Below are 19,014 nucleotides of genomic sequence, written 5' to 3'. Positions count from 1 at the left end.
CTGAAATCATTACAATTGATTTTAATGTACAAAATGTAGCAGAAACCAAAATAAATCAAAACGAAAATAGTAAAGCTGTACTAAAAAAAGCTCAATCTTTGCAGTGATTTATTGTAGTTAACCTATTTGATAATTATTTAGTATGTTAAAGTGCCTTTAATTTTGATTGAATTTTCAACTAATTTTCAACATTTTTAAGATCTGCTCAAACAAAATTAAAAATTTCAGTTACACTGAGTCATCCAAAAACGGAAGGGGGTGAACCTTGAAACAATCATGCGCAATACGGGACCAGAAATTTCCTCCTGAATTAAAAACATGGTTGTTTGCACAGGGTTCCCTGACCCAACAGCTGACAGAAGCTGCAGGTGGCGTTTTTAAAGTCCAGCCCATTCAAGAGCATTATCAAAGAATGACCTTGTTAGATAGTCAATGGATGTCAATGCCTCACCAACATACTTCATGGGTACGAGAAAGTTACTTATACGGTTGTGAAGCGCAACCATGGGTCAAGGCAAAAAGTATTTTTCCTATCTTGAGTATTCATCGCAAAGCACGCTTGTTTAAACATATTCGGACCAAGCCGATTGGAAAATTTTTATTCCAAAGAACGAATCCCTTGTGTGAGAGACGTGTTTTAAAATTAGCAGAAGGCTGGACACGTCAAAGTTGTTATACTTGGCATGGTTGTAAATTTATAGTTCAAGAAACCTTTTTACCTGCTTTTGAGCAATTTTTACAACAACAGAATATTTCAAAATAGTGTATTGAAGGACTGTCATGGCAATAGCGCAACAAACCACATGGAAGCAACGGTTAGAAGCATATTATTATCTATGTCGTTTTGATAAACCCATTGGAACAGAGCTTGTGTTTTGGCCAACTATGTGGGCGTTATGGATTGCCGCAGAAGGAATTCCAGATATTGTGACCCTGATTGCAATGGTTTTGGGGACGATTTTCATGCGTGCTGCGGGGTGTGCAATCAATGACTTTGCGGACCGTAAAGTCGATGCTCATGTTGAACGCACTAAAAATCGTCCTCTTGCAACTGGTGTGATTTCAGCGAAAGAAGCCGTTTGGGTCTTTATTGCGTTGGTGGCTGCCAGTGCATGTACATTATTTTTCTTACCGATTGCAACCTTTTACTGTGCATTAGCGGGTTTAGTTCTGGCATTTGTTTATCCCTTCATGAAGCGTTATACCCATTTACCTCAAGTGGTGTTGGGAATGGCATTTTCATGGGGCATTCCCATGTCTTTTACTGCAATGGATAAACCCCTGGGCTGGACATGTTGGTTACTCTATTTCGGTAATCTGGCTTGGACCGTAGCTTATGATACGCAATATGCCATTACCGATCGGGAATACGATTTAAAAATTGGGGTTAAATCTACCGCCATTCTATTTGGTAAATACGATATAGAAATTATCTCATTATTACAGTTAAGTAGTGTTGTATTGATTGGTGCAGCGCTGTATTTGGAAAATATTTTACTGCCGATAGGACTGATTGCGTTGTTATTGGTTTCGGGAGACTTCATCTATCAGTGGACTAAAACCAAAGATCGTGATCCGCAACGATGTTTCTGGGCATTTAGGCACAATCGTTGGGTTGGACTGATTATTTTTGTTGGTATTTTTATTGCACTCATTTGATTGGGGTAAAGCTGATTGAGTTTGATTTAAAGTGTGATAAATCACATAAATTAAAATTAATTATTTGTATTCCCATATTATTTTACTCTTCGGTTAAAAGCATCCTAGCAAGATGCTTTTTTTTATGTTTAATTAGAAGGGAACACGGAGCTGTTCAAAAAAGAAAAATTTGAGGACTTGGTAATGAAAGTATTATTTAAACGGACACTATTGGCCATTACTTGCGGTTCAGCTTTATTTCTAAGCGCATGTAATGATGATGACAATTGGGATAATTGGAATAGTAATAAAAGTTATGTATCGGAAAGTCCATATAATTTTGACAGCATGAGTGAAGCATCCTCAGTCAAAGTCATGACCTATAATATGCCGAATGTTTTAGGGGAAACTAAAAAAGCCACAGCAATGGTTTTTGTCCCTAAAACAGCAAGACCGGCAGAAGGTTGGAAGGTTGTGGTATGGGAACATGGGACGGTTGGGGTGGGAGATAGCTGTGCGCCAAGTCGGAACAAGTTTAATCCACGCTTTAAAAATATGGCAGAAAGCTTATTAAAAGAAGGTTATGTGGTTGTCGCGCCTGATTATGAAGGCTTAGGAACACCAGGTATGCATCCGTATTTGAATTTGAAGAGTGAAGCAAATTCAGCGATTTATGCGGTCAAAGCCTACAAAGCTCATTACGGTAGTCAAATCAATGGGCAATGGATGTCGGTGGGTCAGTCTCAAGGTGGGCATGCTTCTTTAGGTACGGCAGAACTTTCCAATAATGATGTCAACTATAGAGGCGCTGTTGCAGGTGCACCTGCTTCAAGTTTAGGCTATATCATTTCTGAAGTAGCACCATTAGCAATTCAAAAGATACTTTTAGAAGAACAAGCAGGAACCAAACCTATCGGTACAGCAGTTGAGGTATATGCAGAATTATTGGCCTATGCTGCTTATACCACAGTGGGGATCACCGCTTACGAACCTAAGTTCAACTATCGTGAGATTTTCCAAGAACGTTCTAGAACGATCGCAGAATTCGCTGAAGGTTCTACAGGCGAGAATGGTTTGTGTTTAGATGACTTGCATAACAAGTTTGCGGATGATATTCGTGACTATATCGTTAAAAATGGGGGTAAAACAGTACTTGACTATCCAGGCTTGAGTGGTGATTTCCAAGAAAATCCAACCGTGAAAAAGTTCCTCAGTGATAATCAACCCGCAACCAAGAAAATTAATACACCAGTGATGATTATTCAGGGTACTGCTGATATGGCTGTTCCTTATCCTGTGACGGATGGATTGCAGCAACGTTTAAAAGCTTTAGGGACAGATGTCACTTTCTTACCTGTATTAGATGCAAGTCATACCCAGGCGATTGTTGAAAAGAATCCAGAACTGGTTGCTTTTATTAAAAAGCATATGCCAATCACAAAATAATCTTTTAATGATTGAATGTAGTTGTTGAAGAAAAAGCAGAGCTTCGGTAGAGGCTCTGCTTTTTCGTATATTAATGCGTAACAGTTTGTGCTGTTTTTACTGGTGCTTTAACTGACTTTTTACCCAATGACAGATGATTGAAGAAGATATTCAGCATGACTGCTGCAATACAGGTTGTTGTTATACCTGAGTGAAACAGGGTTTGTAATACTTTGGGGAATGCATTAAAAAATTCTGGACTGATCAGGGGAATTAAACCCGCACAAACTGAAACCGCAACAATGATTAAATTGGACTGAATCTGATAATCGACTTTAGCAAGTGTACGAATCCCACTGGCAGCAACACTGCCAAATAAAACTATCCCTGCTCCGCCCAGAACAGGCATTGGAATTGCTGCGACGATACGACCAAAAATAGGCAATAAACCCAAAACCACTAAAATTGCTCCACCTGTTGCCACCACAAAACGACTTTTTACACCTGATATAGCGACCAAGCCAACATTTTGTACAAAGGCACATTGCATAAATGAACCAAATAAAGGAGCAATGGCTGAAGAAAGCATATCGGCTCTTAGACCATTTGCAAGGCGAGCACTGTCCATTGGGGTATCAACAATTTCACCAATCGCCAATAGGCTGGCGGTGGTTTCCGTCAAGATCACAATGCTGACAATACACATGGTTAAAATGGCAGATATTTCAAAAACAGGCAGACCGAAGGCGAATAAATGAGGTAAAGCGAACAGCTCACCTTGAGCCATTTTGGAAAAGTCAGCAACCCCTAAAAAGATTGTAAATATGGTGCCAATGACAATCGCAATCAATACTGCCAGACGAGCCATTGTTGCTGTACCAAAACGACTGACCAATAGCAGAATCGCAAGTGTGAATGCCGCAATTCCAATATTTTCTAGCGACCCCCATGATGCTGCTTTGGGATTTCCCCCCATAATCCAACGAATTGCAACGGGTAACAGCGAAATCCCGATAATCGTAATGATGGATCCTGTGACAATCGGTGGAAAGAAGCGCACAATTTTTGAGAAAAACGGCGCAATCAATATGCCGAAAATAGAGCTCACGATGACTGCCCCAAAAATGGTTTGAATATTACCACCTGTGGTTCCAATTGCGATCATACTTGCGACGGCAGCAAATGAAGTACCCTGTACAATCGGTAGTTTAGCACCCAACCATTTCAGGCCTAAGGTTTGTAATAATGTGGCAACCCCCCCGACAAGAATCGAGGCGGTAATTAATAATGCAATCTCGGCTGCATTTAAACCAATGGCTGTCCCGACAACCAATGGAGCAGCAATTAAACCACCATACATGGTGAGTACATGTTGCAGACCAAAAGTCAGGTTTTTTCCTAAACTTAAAACTTCATCTTCAGGTTTGATTTTGTTAATTTCAGCGCTCATATGAAACCCTTTATGAATTTTTCATCAATGGTTTAGATGAGCAATTTGTATGCCAAACGATAAAATATGAATAGGTTTAATTTTGCCTGAACAGCGAATGGTTTAAAAGTAGGATGATACGTTCAATATCAACTCATCCTTCTTTTATAGACATTCTGTTGAAAAACCTATATCGCAAATGTAATTTCTAGATCAATCAAATCATTGCGATAAATATATTATTTGCTGATATCAAGCTTGCAATGCCTCACTTAAGATTTAAATTTTAAATTGGTTTGCGCAGGCGATGCATGACTTTTCAGAAAGATGAAAAGTTGACAAAAATCTTCTGTTGAGCGACGGGGGACCTCCTATACCCCCCACTCAACATGGCGACATCCATGTCGCCTTGCGATAACAAGACTATCTGTGAATCAAGAATACAGAAAACAGGTTAAGCAAAACTTTTTAAAAATTTATATGAAAAACATAAAATTGATTGAAGATCAATTGCTTGTGTGAAAAACTAGGCGGTTTGGCTATAAGAAATCGTATTTTATGCGTGCGATTTCAACTTCATTCGCGTATAGATAATAAATTGCAGTGTACCAATCATCAGCACGACAGAAGCAAGTATAAATTGTTGATGATATGAGATACCCCAGTGTTGCAATGCACTAAAACATAAGCCACCAATCAGTTGAGTAATGGCGAATCCCAGTGTCGCAATACTCCACAACTTTTTATACGCCACATGATAGAGATTCAAAATAGTATAAGACGTTAAGAATACAACTGCAGGATTAAGCAGTCCTGTAAAAAATGAGGAAATATAAGTAAAGATGGGGTGTTGAGAAAAGATCGCAACCAGAATTGCAACTACATATACGCCATATAATATTTTTAAAGCAGTAAAATTACCAAATTTGCGTGCCAATAAATAAGCACTGATCGCACCTAACGCACTGCCTGCACCGTAGAGAATCCAGTTAAAATTAATCAGATCAAGGCTGAGGTGCAATGTGTTTTTGAGATAGTCGATCCAAAATAACGAGTGGGGTACATAAGCAAAAGCGCTGCATGCGTATACAATTAACACACTTAAATATAAACCATCCATCGAAAAGACCGTATCCGTTTGCACATTGGTCTGGTGTAGATACGTTTTAAAACCTTGCAATAAATAAGTGGTGATCACACAAATAAAAAGTGAGAATACAAACAGAATCATCCATGCGGATTGGGTACTAATACGATCAAGGTAAGGCAAAAATAACGTAGCGAATAAAACACCAATCCCGATTCCACTAAAGCCAATAAAATTAATGCTCAGGCGTTGTTCAACTTTACAACATTGTGCAACGATACTGGGTGCAAGGATCATGATTAAGCCACCACTGATACCTGAAACTATGCGCCACAATACATACCACATTTCAGGAAAACCTGAAAATGCACAACTGAATAAGCTGATCGCTCCTGTAGTGAATGCAAACACCAGATAACGAGGCATACTTGCATTCTGAGGGAGTTTCATTGACCAGAAGGCACCGATGAGATAGCCCAGTAAATTGGCGCTGCCTAATAGGCTGGCAAAGCTGCTGTCCCAATGATAGGCAAGGCGCGTAGAGGGTAATAATGCAGTATAGGAAAAACGGAGGATACCAATCGCTAAACAGGTACTCAGACAGAGAAAAACACTCAATTGAAGTTTATTTGAAACAGTCCTGTTCACGGGTATAATATCCATTTTTCAATCAACTCACCATAAGATGAATTGAAAAAAATGACAATAAATAATCAATATTTAGTTTGGGAATAATCGATCAATTGGTAAAATACAGCAAACACTAGCTTGATTGTTTGGGCCTCAATTCAAATAAGATCTTTATGGATCAATCCAGTTGGCATCGACAGGGTCACCGATGGTGTAATAATGCCCACCTGCAACATGATGTAAACTTTTCCACTCAGCATCTGCTTCATGATAACACCAGTGACCATTGCGGAAAACTCGGTCATCTGCATAAGCTGCAACCACTTTGCCAATAAATAAATCATGTTCTTGTTGATTGTGGGGTTCTGGAATCAACTCACAGATCAGCCAGGCCGCACAGTCTTCTACGGCAGGCAGGTCAAAACCCTCAAACTTGAATAGAGGTGTTTCACAATGGGGCAGTTTTTCTGGATCATTGAATTGACTGATTGTACCCAGTTTTTGTACCAGCTTTAGTTGCTTTAAGGTGGGAACCTGGATAATGAAATAGCCTGATTTTTCAATTAATAATCGTGTTTTTGTGCTTTTATCCAAAACAACACTTAATTTGGCAGGTACGAGCTCCAAGGCACACGCCCATGCTGCAGCCATGACATTCTGTTCATTTTCATACTGTGCAGAAACCAATACTGTGGGACCGTGATTTAACAGACGATATGCTTTTGAAAGTTCAACAGTTTGGAGATGTTGATTCATGTCATTACCTATATGAAGAGCTTATTCATTATTTGCACAAGCTTATACGAAATTCGTATGAGTAAAATAAGATATTGTTTTTACTGTTGATTGTCGTTTGCTGAAAACCAACACTTAAATCACTAAAAGTGCTAAATGCTATTGGATATTTCACAAAAAGTTTATAATAAAACGATCAAAACTATTGGAACTCGAATGAACTATACGCTCATTTTGAATATTGTCATATTCATTGCCTTAATCATACTGTTAATGCAAACCAGAAAGACAGATTGGAGTCTGGCTAAAAAAGTGTTTGCGGGTTTGTGTTTAGGTGTTGTGTTTGGGCTGGGATTACATTGGGTTTATGGTACAAATTCTGCAATTTTAACTGAATCTATTCAATGGTTTAATATCGTAGGAAATGGCTATGTAAAGCTTTTACAGATGGTTGTAATGCCATTGGTTTTAGTTTCAATATTGAGTGCCGTGATCAAACTACACAATGCTTCATCACTGGGTAAAATCAGTGTAATAAGTATTGGAACATTGCTGATAACAACCTTTATTGCTGCACTGGTTGGTGTTTTTGTAACCAATCTTTTTGGTTTAAGTGCAGCAGGTTTGGTACAAGGTACACAGGAAACAGCACGACTGGAAGCAATTCAAACGGATTATATCGGTAAAGTCACTGATCTAAATGTACCAGATTTCATTTTATCCTTTTTGCCGACCAATCCTTTTGCTGAGTTGACGGGTGCACACCCGACATCCATTATTAGTGTGGTTATTTTTGCAACTTTACTGGGGCTGGCAGGTTTAAATCTGATCAGAGATGATGCTGAAAAAGGACAGCGTATTGTCACGGCGATTGATACTTTACAGGCTTGGGTCATGAAGCTGGTGCGCTTGGTGATGACGCTTACGCCTTATGGTGTATTTGCCTTAATCACGAAAGTGGTCGCGAGCTCTAATGCAGCAGACATGGTTAATCTGGGCGGTTTCTTGGTAGCATCCTATTTAGGGTTGGCAATCATGTTTGGGGTACATGCATTGATCTTATTATTTACTGGTGTTAATCCGATTCGTTTTTTTAAAAAGGTTTTACCCGTATTGACTTTTGCATTTACCAGTCGTTCAAGCGCAGCCAGTATTCCTTTAAATATTGAAGCACAGACACGCCGTTTGGGTATACCTGAGTCAATCGCCAGTTTTTCAGCATCGTTTGGTACAACCATAGGACAAAATGGTTGCGCAGGTTTATATCCGGCAATGCTTGCGGTGATGGTTGCACCGACAGTAGGGATTAATCCTCTTGATCCAGTGTGGATTTTGACTTTGGTGTGTGTGGTTACATTAAGTTCGATTGGTGTTGCCGGTGTCGGTGGTGGTGCAACGTTTGCTGCGCTGATCGTGTTACCCATTATGGGCTTGCCGGTAACTTTAGTGGCGTTGTTAATCTCCATTGAGCCTCTGATTGACATGGGCCGTACAGCATTGAATGTCGATGGCTCAATGACTGCAGGTGTGGTCACTAGTCAATTAATGGGACAGACGGACCAATCTATTTTACTTTCAGATGAACAAGAAGACTTGCAGCATAGTTAATTTGAATGTATTGAAAATTTTGAAAAGGCATCTTTAACAAAAGATGCCTTTTTTATAAGATCTTTAATCTGCTGAAAAATGCATTCCGTAAAATATAATTTCTATAAATCAATAAAATCCATGTGAAATGGTATGAACGAGTTGTTGCTGAAAAACTTCATGTCATAGATAAAGTATTGATTAGATATCATCATGTTCACTGTTTGATTTCTAGTGAGCTGCTTGATTACATTCTGCCAATTCTTTAGAGTTTTTTGTCCAGATCTTGCCTGCGCTGTTCTTATAAAAACTGATTTTTCCAATTCGAGAGACCAAGCTTTGGCATGAGTCAAGCGATAGCTGATTGCCCCATGGTCCAGTCATTCGACAGACTGAACCATTGCATTTCCAAACAACATTCGGACCGTTTTCGATGGGAACGGTCACTGTTCCTTGATGTGTCGATCCTGCAATCCAAATGGTATCGGATGCAATGGCCAAGGGTGAAAAGAGTAACCAACTGGTGATTAAGATGCTTTTGAGGGTGGTTTGCATATTCTTCATTGTTTTTGCCTATTTATTGGAATATGAAAAGTTATAGTCCTGAAAGAATATAATGTACATAGTCGTCTTGTGAATCAAAAGTTTCATGCATCAAATATTTTTTGTACCCATTTTTATACTTAAATTGTATCTGTAATCATTTTTTTAGTTGACCTAGAATGTGTGAAAATAAGGAGTCTCTGTGATGAAAATGTACCAAGTTGATGCTTTTACACAACAATTATTTAAAGGAAATCCTGCTGCAGTTTTGGTTTTAGATGAATGGCTTGATCATGCATTGATGCAGAATATTGCCCTAGAAAATAATTTGGCAGAAACGGCATTTGTCAAAAGAATCGATGATGAAAACTATCAGATTCGTTGGTTTACGCCAAAAGTTGAAGTGGATTTTTGTGGACATGCCACATTAGCATCAGCATTTGTTTTATTTAAAGATTACACCTCAGCAAAAACAATTCGTTTTCATGTGAAAGAGTTGGGTATTTTTACCATTCAACAAGCCGATGATGGCAAAATTCAAATGAATTTTCCTCTTCGTACCCCCCAGAAAGTATCGGAATATCCTGAACTGCTCAATCATGTGATTGATAAGCCTTTCAAAGAGGTATATTTAAATGAGCAGGCCTATATTTTAGTCTGTGAATCGGCACAAGATGTGATTGATGCTCAACCAAACTTGATCAACATCACACGGATTGCAGAAGAATACAGCGTGAGTACAGCATTTACCGCAAGCTCAGGGGGCTATGATGTGACCATTACTGCCGCATCCGATCAATATGATTATGTTGCTCGCTATTTCGCACCACACAAAGGGATCAATGAAGATCCCGTGACAGGTTCCATGCATACAGGTTTAGCGCCATTATGGGCTGAAAAATTAGCAAAAAATCAATTAATCGGTTATCAGGCTTCTGAGCGTGGTGGAACATTATTCTGCAACCTTCAAACAGACAATCGTATTGAGATTTCAGGTTATGCTCAATTGTACATGCAAGCGGAGATATTTATTTAAGTCGATTTTGTTGTATTGATAGACTTATGCTTACAAAGGCAGTTGAAATAAACAGCTATATTTTCAAAACTTAACTATAAATTATGTTCAGGATTTTTTAAGATGTCTAACTTATAAATGTTTAAAATTTAAAAAATTCTGGATTCTTTTATGCTTATGCGGTTGAAAAAACTCACATTCTCTCTCTGTATTCTTGGTTTTAGTGCGTCAGCATTGGCTCAAACTGTTCTGGTTAAATCTGATCATGATATTGAAGAATATAAGCTGGAGAATGGTTTTCGGGTTTTACTTGCACCAAATGACAGAGAAAATAAAGTTTTTATGAACACCGTATATTTAACGGGTTCTTTAAATGATCCTCAAGGTAAAGGTGGTTTGGCTCATCTACTTGAGCATTTGGCTTTTAAAGGTACACAAGATGTAAAAGGTGAAGAATTTCAACGCCGTTTAGATCAGTACACCTTAATGACCAACGCAAGCACTGATTATTATTCCACCAAATATACCAATATCGTTCGTCCAGACCAAAACATTTTAAATGAAGTGATCTATTTAGAATCACAGCGTATGGATAAATTGGTACTTCAAGAGAAGTTTGTTCCATCTGAAATTAATATCGTCATGCGTGAGCGTGAAGTGCGCATGGATCAGCCTTTTGCTGTACTAATGGATCAAATGTGGAAAGCAGCCTACGGCAATCAATCTTTGGGTCGTTTACCGATCGGTGATTTATCTGAATTACAGTCGATCAAAATGAGCGAACTCAATAAATTCTATAAAGATTGGTATGCACCTAATAATGCGGTCATGGTGATTTCAGGTAAATTTGACAAGGCTGAAGTTTTAAAAGCTATCGATAAAAATTTTAGCTCGATTCCTGCACGTCAAATCCCGCAACAAGCACAAGTGCCATTATTAGATTCTGCGAAAATTAAAAATCGTGAGTTCACCGTCAAAAAGGGCAGCGATCTTGCAAAATTCAATATCTATATGAATGGTAAAAATGAGAAAATTCAACCTGCATTAGCACTGGCGCCTTATCTTTATACTTTACAACCAAGCGGACATCTTTACTCCAGTATGGTTGAAACTGGTATTGCGACGAATGTTCAGTCAACAACATGGTTGGATGACGATTTTAATTTGGTCTTTATGGGGGCAATTTATGCACCGAATCATGACGCCAAAAAAATTGATCAATCCTTGATTTCTGGTGTAGAACAGAATCCTAGTTTTAATGATGTCGAATTAAAACGTGTTAAAAACTTAATTCAGAATGCACACGATAACCTAATGAGCAGTGCGACTGCTGTAGGAGGTATGCTCAGCGATTATGTGGTGACTTCACATGGTGACTGGTCGCAATATTTCAAAGATCAACAACGCATTCAAAATTTGACTGTGAATGAAACCAATTCAACCTTAAAGTCATTCTTAACCCAACAACATCGTTTCCATGGTGATATCCAGCCTACACCAGAAGACCAGAAAAAAGCCTTAGAACAAAAACAAGCAACTGAAAAGCCGAAGACACTTGATCAACAGGCAGCGGCTGTCGAGCCTCTGAAAGATGTCAGTGTTTATCAAGCTGAAGTTGCACAGTACGTGCAACAGTCAAAACAGTACCTAGAGGCAACTGAGAAAAAGATCCAACGTGGAACGTTAAAAAATGGAATGCAGTATGCTTTGTTCCCAACATCTACACGTGATGATAAAACCTATGCCACCATTGAGGTGAATTTTGGTACGGCAGAGGCTTTAAAAAATAAATCGCAAATTTTGGACTTTATGGCTTATTTATTGTTGCGTGCATCAGAGCAATATAGCTTACAGAATATTGCAGATAAAACCATTGAAGTGGGGGGGGATGCAACTGCCGCAGCAATTGACAATGGCATCACCATTCAAATTTCTGCGAAAAAAGAAAAATTTGAAGATTTCTTCAAATATATCGTATCCGTAATGAAGAATCCTAAATTTGAGCAATCACAATTTGATCTGATTAAATTACAAAGCCTTTCCAGCTTAGACCGTCCATATACTGAGCCTGAAACAGTTTCATCCTTAACAATAGCCCGTCTATTGGAAACCTATCAACCAGGTGATTTGCGTTATCATTTTGAACCTGAACTGGCAAAGCAGCAGATTCAAGCGGCAACAAATCAACAGGTAATTGACCTATATAAAAAGTATTTTGCTATGGACCACGGCTTTATTTCAGTGACAGGGCAATATGATGCAAAAGCTATGCAAAAGTTAATGAATCAACAGTTTGGAAATTGGACAGGCAAGCAACCATACCAACGCTTATCCACTGAATTTAATACTTACAAAGCGCAAAAAGTCCATGCACTTTCTGAACAGCGTGAATTTGGCAGCTATCAGGCTTTGCAAACCCTACCTGTGGGTGTAGACAATAAAGATGCAGCCGCGTTAATTGTGTTTAGCTATATTCTTGGTGATTCCCAGTTATCTTCTCGTTTAGGACAGGAATTACGTGAGAAGAATGCCTTGGTTTACGGTTTTGGAAGTCAACTCAACTTGGATTCTTTTAACGATGCAGGCGCTTTGTCGATCGAAGCTAATTACACCGCAGGAAAATCTGCGGAAGTATCCCAAGTGGTTCGCAAAGTGCTGAATGATTTATTAACGACAGGTGTAACCACACAAGAGTTAGAAGCAGCAAAAGCCAATATCATGAAGCAACGTGTGACCTCACTGGAAGATGAGCGAATCATTCACCGTATGCTCAACAGTCAGCTTGAGCGCAACAAAAAGATGGATAGTCGTGGTTTACGTGATCAAGAATTTGCCAAGCTGAATAAAGCTGATGTCGATGCTGCAATTAAAAAATACATCAAACCAGAGCAATTGGTTGAAGTCATGGCCGATCAATATGGTCAAGCTCAAAAAGGTATAAATTGATCGTCTAATTGCGGTATTGTATACGTCAAGTTATAGGGTCTGTTATCAGACCCTATACATGTATAGTTTTTGTTCTATCAATACAAAGAATAACAAAAAATGAGTGAAAACAATGTCAATGATTGGCAATTTACTAAGTATTTCAACGTAACAATGAGAAGATTTTATTCAGTCACCAAACTTACTGGAAGCTTATGTTTATGGTGACCAAAAAGACCGTCAATCACAAACCCTAAATCTGGACAAGACATGGTATGCCATTCATTTTATCTTAAATGGTGATTTTTATGGAGGACAAGGTCCTTTAGCAATGGTGTTTTTTGGCGGTAAAGAGATCGGTAAGGATTTAGGGATAGGTCCAGCCAGATATTTAACAGCAGGGTAAGTAAAGCAAGTTGCGAATGCAGTAGCGTTGGTGAGTGATCGTCAGTTTACAGTTCAATATGATCTTGATGCCTTGGATGAGGCTGATATTTATCCGAATACGTGGGATGAAGACAGTGAGCAAGGGTTAAACTATATTTTGCTGTATTTTCAAGATTTAAAACAGTTCTATCAAGAAGTGGCCCTTAGACATCAGGCTGTGTTGATTTATATTCAATAATCAATAAAAAACCGAGGCGTTGACCTCGGTTCTTTATTCTAATCGTTGAAAATAAAAACTTATTTTTCAACAAATGCCCGTTCGATTACGTAGTCGCCCAACACGCCCATTTTTGGAGATTCTTTAAGACCGTGTTGATCCAATAATGCAACAACGTCATCAAGAAATGCAGGGCTACCGCATAACATTGCACGGTCAGTCTCTGGATTAAAACGAGGTAAACCGATTTTTTCAAATAATGCGCCCGTTTCAATTGCAGTCGTTACACGCCCTTGTGTATGAAACTCTTCACGCGTTACTGTTGGGTAGTAAATCAATTTATCTTTGATGCCTAACTCTTCAAAGAACTCATTGTTTGGAAGTTCATTGAGAATAAGATCTTGATAAGCCAATTCAGAAATAAAACGTGTACCGTGAACAACAATCACTTTCTCAAAACGTTCATAAGTTTCAGGATCACGAATAGTTGATAAGAATGGCGCAAGTCCAGTTCCAGAAGAAAGGAGATAAAGATTCTTGCCTGGATTTAAATCGTCAAGGACTAAAGTTCCAGTTGGCTTTTTCGAAACCAAGATTTCATCGCCAACTTTTACTTTTTGTAAAATAGACGTCAAAGGACCATCAGGTACTTTGATTGAGAAAAACTCTAATTCTTCTTCGTAGTTAGCGCTGGCAATTGAATATGCGCGCATTAAAGGCTTACCATTGACTTCAAGACCAATCATCACAAATTGACCATTTTTAAAACGTAATGCAGTATCACGTGTGGTCTTAAAACTGAATAAAGTGTCATTCCAGTGGTGTACGTGAGTAATCTTTTCGACGTTGAAAGCAGCCATTAAAGGTCTCAATAAATTATCAAATTAGAACAGCTTGCTATTCTAATCTAAAATCATTCTCGATAAACTGAATATATTTAATTGAGCTTATCAGAAAAAATGATTATGACGGAGTTGAGTGTTCCAATTATTGCCATTATGCATTCCCCTTATGTTGAAAAATTTGGCATCCCCCGGCAACCGAATTTGGTTCAGGTCGAATCTTTTATTGAAATGCTCGCCCCTTATAATGTTATGGAAGCATTTGAAGGAATTGAAGAATTTAGTCATTTGTGGCTGATCTGGCAGTTTCATGACAATAAACATCAACAACAGAATAAATTTCGACCTCAAGTGCGACCACCACGGTTAGGCGGAAATAAGAAAATCGGGGTATTTGCGACACGCAGTATGTATCGTCCTGCACCTGTTGGATTGTCGGTCGTTCAACTCAAACAGGTCAAGAAAGTGGGCAATACTGTTCGTATTTATGTGACAGGAAGTGATTTATTAGATGGCACACCGATTTTAGACATCAAACCTTATATTCAGTATTCTGATGCTGTATTGGATGCACAAAGCGGTTATGCACACGATCGACCTGTACTCAAGAAAGTTCACTGGTCAGAACAGGCACATCAATCAAAAACAGGTTTATTGCAACATGCAAAAATTGATCAGCAATATATTGCAGAACTTGAGTCAGTATTGGCATTGGATCCACGTCCAGCCTATCAAGATGATGAGCAAAGAATTTATGGGATGCGCTTTGGTCAGTTAAACATCAAATTTAGCTGTCGTGATGATGCTGTTGTCATCCAAGAAATCACGCCTGAATGAGCATGCTTAAATTCAATGAGATGAATATATTGTTGAATCATATAAAGCATGCTATGCCATGCTTTAGCTCTCAAGCCTGAATAGATTCTCGTTGATGAAATTTCACTTCTCGTAGAGGCAGACAAATCTGATGCTGCAAACAAAGCCATGCTTTGTTTTTATGTATGTTGAGCAGGGGATATGTCCTATATTCCCGCTCAACATGACAACATCCATAGCGTTGCACGATAGGAAACCAACCTTGATTCAAAAAAATGAAAAATATGAATTACACAAAGCTTTCAAAAGTTTGTATAAAAAGCTTAAAGTTCATTCGTGATGAACTTTTGAAATCAAAATACTTGTGTGAACAATCGAGCAGTTTGATGATGTTTAAAAAATACAATACTGAATAAAATTCATTTTTGCTTGGATTTTTATATTAATCTCAAAATTAAATCGCCTGATCTATGCTGCCGTTTATCTCACTATTTTGCTTTGTTGAGTGCGCTTTACTGCAATGTACTTATTTGGGCAAAGTCGAGGAGGTCTTGTTGAGATTGTTGTAAAATACGTTGTTTTTCCGCGGTAATCCAGCCCAAGGCAAACCAAACTTGTGGTTGGCTTTTAACCAATTTTATTAAAATCTCTTCAGCCACGATTAAATCATTGTATAGACCTAAGCTTTCTTGAGCAGGTTTGATTGCCTTTAAGTATTTTTTTATCGTTGATTTATCATATAAAGATGCAATAAATTCAACGCTATAACGTAAACGTTTTAAATCTTTACGGGTTTTATGACGGGCTTCAATATCTAGGTTTAAGTAATTTTCAGCGTCTATTTTAATTTTTCGATGTAATTTACTGATTTTTTTTAATGCTAATTTGTGTATCGATGTTTTACTTTTTTCATGTGATTCTTGTTCTATAAATTGGATCAATGACAGAATCAAATAATTAAAATTAAATGATCGAAATAATTTGGTTAATTTCTGGGGATCAACGGTCTGTGATTCAGGCAGCTTAAATTTTGGTGCACTAACAGCTTCAAGTTGGGGTAAAAGTTCTTCACGAATGACATCTAAATCTCGTGCTGAACCCAACTGTCTAAACAGTTCGGTTAACTGTGTTTGCCAAGTTGGATCAATATGCAAGGACCAACTTGAAAAAGTTTTAATTGCACTACGTAAACGTCGAATAGCGACACGCGCCTGATGAACATGTTTGGAATCAAAGTTAGCAGATGCAATTGCCGTGCTGTTGGGAAGCAGATGGTTCAGACAATTATTAAATATCTTTTTTAATGCTATTTCAGGTGTGTCTTTTGCATTTAAATTTAAAGGTGTTTGAAATTGTACGGGATTTTCTCGGATGCTTTGTGCCAATTGAAAACCTTGTTGTGCTTTACTACGTACATCGAGCCATAAGCCATAGCGTTTGACACGGGGTAATATAAACGAAACCAGATCTTGTACCGTGCCTTGTTTTAATTCAAATTCAAGTTCATGTAAAGCTAAACTGTCATGTTGGGTAATGATTTGCCCTTGGTCATAACTCACTTCAATTTGACTATTTTGAAACTGAAAAGTACTTAATTTTCTTTCAATGTCAGTTTGAAACTGAATCTCAAGCATAGTTTTATTTTGCGCTAGTATGGATTGAATGCTTTTAGCAATCTGTTTGTTTTTTAAGTAATCTTCGATATTCAGTTCAATTTCATCTGTTCCTAAACCATGTTCAAACTCAGCGCGTTTTAGCTTTTGTTCAGTGGGCAGTTTCAGGGTTTGTACCCATTGATCATTTTCAAGCCGTTGACGAAGCGAAATAGAATGTTGTGACAAGATAAAAGTAGGTGTGTCGTAATACTTTGCTTGTAGATGTAAGCTTCGATCATTTTTTCTTTGAAATGCTTTAATGAGAGCATCTTGTTTTTCTTGTGGAATCTGGAATTTTAATTCGATTTCAAACATCTTCATGTTCTCATTTTCGCTATGATCAGAATGATTGTAATCTGATCAATTGTATTTTTGAGAATTTTTAAAAAATGATTACAAATCAAATACTCCGTCTAAAAATAATAGCCTATTGTTATTTTAGATGACCTGTGCAAAGAGATGATTTTGAAACAAAAAATCATCTCTACACCTGGATTATTTTAAGAATTTACGACTGACCAAGAACTGCTCAGTGGCTTCTAGTAATTTTTCAGCATAGACTTCTTGCTTGGCTGTCAGCCACCCTAAAGCAAACCAATCACTGGCGTCTAGGTCAGTTTGCTGTAAATAAGAAGATGAGGATGCCAATACTTGATATTGTTCACAAGCCTGTTGAGCATCATTCAAAGATTTACCGTATTTCTGCAAATTTTTAACATCATAGATCTGGGTTAAAATTGGAAAGCTGAACTTCAGTTCATTTAAATGCTGGGCTAATGATTCAAGACTTTCAAGGTTGGAAAGATCAGCACCATTTAAACTTTCCTGAAGCAGTTTGTACTGATGTTGCAGGGTGTTTTGAGCAAACCATTTCAAATCATGTGGCTGAGGTTTATTTGATTGTCCGAGACTAAACATCAATAGTTCAAGATAGTGTTGAACATTCTGGGTAGATTTAACTAAATTAATCAACTTCTCATTGGCATATAAAATGTCTTTGTCTAAACTCTCTGCTGTTTTAGGATTTTGCAGTAACGCACCGAGTGTGCGTTGCATATGCTCAAAATGCTGTAAATTTTTAAAATGGCTTTCAAAAGCAGAAAGCTGATGTGCCCATTTTTCTGTTTTGGTATCTGTCCAGTCCTTAAACAAGGATAAGGTCAGATGCAGATGATGAAGGGCAGTTTGTGCTTGAAGAATATGCTCAGGCTCGGCAACTTGTGCAGAAATCGCAGCAATATTCGGCAATAAATGTTGAAGTTGGCTGGCAACAAGTCCACGTAAATTTTTATCAGCAGTGTCTTTCTTATTTAAATGGGGTTCTTTTGCAAGTTTTGCTGAACTCACTTTTTGATCAAGCAGCAATAAGTTTCCAAACTCAGCTTTACTGCGGACATCCAACCAAAGTTGGTATTTTTTTACCCATTCAAAACTAAAAGCTAAAAGTGATTGAATTGAACCGCTTTTTAATTCAAATTCAACTTCATAAATGTCTTGTTTTGCTGTTTGGGTTCTGACTTCACCAACGTCTAAACTGATTTCAATTTCCGCATCTTCAAAGTTGATCAGTCGGGTGGTACGCTGAATATCGGTTTCAAATTGTAGCTGTAAGTGTTCAATTCTGTCACCTAAAGCATTTTGAAGTATTGCGAATGCTTCAGGCTTATTTTCATAAATTTTGAGGTCTAAACTTGGTGCTTCTGCTTGCTCGCCCAAATCAATATTATCTTCAAAGCGTTGTAAATGACTTTTGGTTGCTGCTTTTAAAGTCTGTATCCAACGGGTACCTTCTAAACGTTGGCGAAGCGCAGCGCCCTGTTGCGAAAGTTGACGGTCAGGTGTGTCGTAGTATTTTGCTTGTAGGTGAATGATCTCAGATTTTTTAGGGTCTATTGCTTTAAGTAATGCATTGCGGCGAGTTTCGGAAATTTGAAACTTTAATTCAACTTCAAGCATGGGAAAATCCTAAAAATGATCATATCGATTGAAGACTTAAATTTTTCTTCATGTTTAGTCTGATATTGTAACGCAAAATTGGGTGTAAAATGCTGACAGAACGTATCCTTTCCGCAAGAATGCACAA

General features: G+C 38.0%; 14 protein-coding genes and 1 pseudogene. 8 read left to right on the top strand and 7 right to left on the bottom strand.

The window, feature by feature from the left end; translation table 11 throughout:
* The first annotated feature begins 265 nt into the window (after positions 1-265).
* The 3 genes from OSH00_RS00360 (at position 266) to OSH00_RS00350 (ending at position 3,084) form a co-directional block, all read left to right on the top strand.
* Positions 266-763, top strand: a complete 498-nt coding sequence (locus tag OSH00_RS00360; protein ID WP_266128761.1) for a chorismate--pyruvate lyase family protein — start codon at positions 266-268, stop codon at positions 761-763.
* Positions 764-780: 17 nt separating this feature from the next.
* Positions 781-1,659, top strand: coding sequence for a 4-hydroxybenzoate octaprenyltransferase (gene ubiA, locus OSH00_RS00355; protein WP_266128760.1), 879 nt, complete (start codon positions 781-783; stop codon positions 1,657-1,659).
* A 183-nt stretch (positions 1,660-1,842) separates the two neighbouring features.
* Positions 1,843-3,084: a lipase family protein gene (locus tag OSH00_RS00350; protein WP_266128759.1), complete on the top strand. Its 1,242-nt coding sequence runs from the start codon at positions 1,843-1,845 to the stop codon at positions 3,082-3,084.
* A 70-nt stretch (positions 3,085-3,154) separates the two neighbouring features.
* On the opposite strand, the gene OSH00_RS00345 is transcribed toward OSH00_RS00350, so the two are convergent.
* The 3 genes from OSH00_RS00345 to OSH00_RS00335 form a co-directional block, all read right to left on the bottom strand.
* On the bottom strand, positions 3,155-4,513 hold the full coding sequence (locus OSH00_RS00345; RefSeq protein ID WP_266128758.1) for a nucleobase:cation symporter-2 family protein: 1,359 nt from the start codon (positions 4,511-4,513) through the stop codon (positions 3,155-3,157).
* A 535-nt stretch (positions 4,514-5,048) separates the two neighbouring features.
* Positions 5,049-6,242: a YbfB/YjiJ family MFS transporter gene (locus tag OSH00_RS00340; RefSeq protein WP_266128757.1), complete on the bottom strand. Its 1,194-nt coding sequence runs from the start codon at positions 6,240-6,242 to the stop codon at positions 5,049-5,051.
* Positions 6,243-6,380: 138 nt separating this feature from the next.
* A complete protein-coding gene (locus OSH00_RS00335) occupies positions 6,381-6,965 on the bottom strand; it encodes a flavin reductase family protein (RefSeq protein WP_266128756.1) in 585 nt (194 codons plus the stop codon).
* Between the two features lie 195 nt (positions 6,966-7,160).
* On the opposite strand from OSH00_RS00335, the gene OSH00_RS00330 reads away from it, so the two are divergent.
* Complete coding sequence (locus tag OSH00_RS00330) at positions 7,161-8,552, top strand: L-cystine transporter (protein WP_196075229.1); 1,392 nt, start codon at positions 7,161-7,163, stop codon at positions 8,550-8,552.
* A 210-nt stretch (positions 8,553-8,762) separates the two neighbouring features.
* Here OSH00_RS00330 and OSH00_RS00325 read toward each other — a convergent pair whose 3' ends face one another.
* A complete protein-coding gene (locus OSH00_RS00325; RefSeq protein ID WP_196075230.1) occupies positions 8,763-9,095 on the bottom strand; it encodes a DUF8200 family protein in 333 nt (110 codons plus the stop codon).
* Positions 9,096-9,279: 184 nt separating this feature from the next.
* Between OSH00_RS00325 and OSH00_RS00320 the strand changes: the two genes are divergently transcribed.
* The 3 genes and pseudogenes from OSH00_RS00320 (at position 9,280) to OSH00_RS00310 (ending at position 13,639) form a co-directional block, all read left to right on the top strand.
* Positions 9,280-10,110 (top strand): PhzF family phenazine biosynthesis protein, encoded by an 831-nt coding sequence (locus OSH00_RS00320; protein ID WP_266128755.1) that lies wholly within the window; start codon positions 9,280-9,282, stop codon positions 10,108-10,110.
* A gap of 150 nt (positions 10,111-10,260) precedes the next feature.
* Complete coding sequence (locus OSH00_RS00315) at positions 10,261-13,035, top strand: M16 family metallopeptidase (protein ID WP_266128754.1); 2,775 nt, start codon at positions 10,261-10,263, stop codon at positions 13,033-13,035.
* Between the two features lie 166 nt (positions 13,036-13,201).
* Positions 13,202-13,639 (top strand): annotated as a pseudogene (locus OSH00_RS00310) (YfbM family protein).
* Positions 13,640-13,698: 59 nt separating this feature from the next.
* Here the strand turns inward: OSH00_RS00310 and OSH00_RS00305 are convergent.
* The gene (locus OSH00_RS00305; protein WP_266128753.1) at positions 13,699-14,478 is read right to left on the bottom strand and encodes a ferredoxin--NADP reductase; all 780 of its coding nucleotides are present in this window, start codon (positions 14,476-14,478) and stop codon (positions 13,699-13,701) included.
* A 99-nt stretch (positions 14,479-14,577) separates the two neighbouring features.
* Here OSH00_RS00305 and tsaA point away from each other — a divergent pair, with 99 nt between their 5' ends.
* The gene (tsaA, locus tag OSH00_RS00300) at positions 14,578-15,297 is read left to right on the top strand and encodes a tRNA (N6-threonylcarbamoyladenosine(37)-N6)-methyltransferase TrmO (RefSeq protein WP_266128752.1); all 720 of its coding nucleotides are present in this window, start codon (positions 14,578-14,580) and stop codon (positions 15,295-15,297) included.
* Between the two features lie 491 nt (positions 15,298-15,788).
* Here the strand turns inward: tsaA and OSH00_RS00295 are convergent, their stop codons facing one another.
* Together OSH00_RS00295 and OSH00_RS00290 are read right to left on the bottom strand one after the other, a co-directional pair.
* Positions 15,789-17,246: a CYTH and CHAD domain-containing protein gene (locus OSH00_RS00295; protein ID WP_266128751.1), complete on the bottom strand. Its 1,458-nt coding sequence runs from the start codon at positions 17,244-17,246 to the stop codon at positions 15,789-15,791.
* A gap of 180 nt (positions 17,247-17,426) precedes the next feature.
* Positions 17,427-18,887 (bottom strand): CYTH domain-containing protein, encoded by a 1,461-nt coding sequence (locus OSH00_RS00290; RefSeq protein WP_266128750.1) that lies wholly within the window; start codon positions 18,885-18,887, stop codon positions 17,427-17,429.
* Between the last annotated feature and the right edge of the window lie 127 nt (positions 18,888-19,014).

It is taken from the genome of Acinetobacter nematophilus (assembly GCF_026344175.1).
Lineage (GTDB): Bacteria > Pseudomonadota > Gammaproteobacteria > Pseudomonadales > Moraxellaceae > Acinetobacter > Acinetobacter nematophilus.
This window is presented reverse-complemented; position numbering and strand designations above follow the sequence as displayed.